The organism is Qaidamihabitans albus, assembly GCF_016464705.1.
In the GTDB taxonomy this organism is placed as follows: Bacteria; Actinomycetota; Actinomycetes; order Mycobacteriales; family Pseudonocardiaceae; genus Qaidamihabitans; species Qaidamihabitans albus.
Genome location: NZ_JAEHOB010000051.1, coordinates 1 through 836, shown reverse-complemented (window position 1 = coordinate 836; position 836 = coordinate 1). Strand labels below are relative to the sequence as shown.

The window sequence follows — 836 nt, the reverse complement described above, 5'->3', positions numbered from 1 at the left end:
TTGTTGCCTGGTGTTGAGTGTAGTTGATTGAGTGCTTTGGCGGGGTTGCGCCAGCCGAGGCGTTCGCGGGGCCGGTTGTTGAGTTCGACAGCCACGAACTCGAGGTAGTCGGGGTGGTAGCCGGACAGGTCGGTGAACTTCGGAAAGTACTGACGGAGAAGGCCGTTGGTGTTTTCGTTCGTGCCACGTTGCCAGGGTGAGTGCGGGTCGCAGAAATAGATGTCCAGGTCGGTCGCTGCGGCGATCTGGATGTGGTTGGCCATCTTTCTGTCCCTGGTCCCAGGTCAGCGTCCGGCGCAGGGTTCGTGGCAGCGCGGACATCGTCGTCGTCATCGCTTCCTGGGCGTCGAGGGCCTTGTGTGTGCGGCAAATGCAACAACATGACGAACCCTGTGGCTCGTTCGACGAGCGTGCCGATAGCGGAACCATTTCCGGCCCCGGTAATCAGGTCACCCTCACACGCCCTGGTATTGCTCGGTCCTCGACTTCGGCCGGCCGTTGGCTGATCGAGACCGCACCGGCATGCCGGCTGCGGCGTTCGTCGGCCTTGCGGTGAGGTTTGCGCAATGCGCGACCGTTCGCAAGCACTGTGCCAGTTCGCGTTTCAGTGCGCCTCGTCCTTGAACGTAGAGCGACTGGTAGATCGTTTCGTGAGACACGCGCATCTCCGGATCGTCAGGGAAATCTGTCAGCAGACGCCGACTGATCTGTTCGGGACAGTGTTTGAGCATCAGCTGCCGTTCAACATGGGCGCATAGTCGGGTCTTACGGCGAAGTAACGCGATCTTGGGACGGCGGGCTCGCTGCCCGGCAAGGGCCTGCGCGACGGTCGCCCG

Annotated in this window: 1 pseudogene; it reads right to left on the bottom strand. The window is 61.8% G+C overall.

The window, feature by feature from the left end:
* Window positions 1-836, bottom strand: a pseudogene (locus JAP66_RS33545) (IS30 family transposase); the annotation flags it as partial.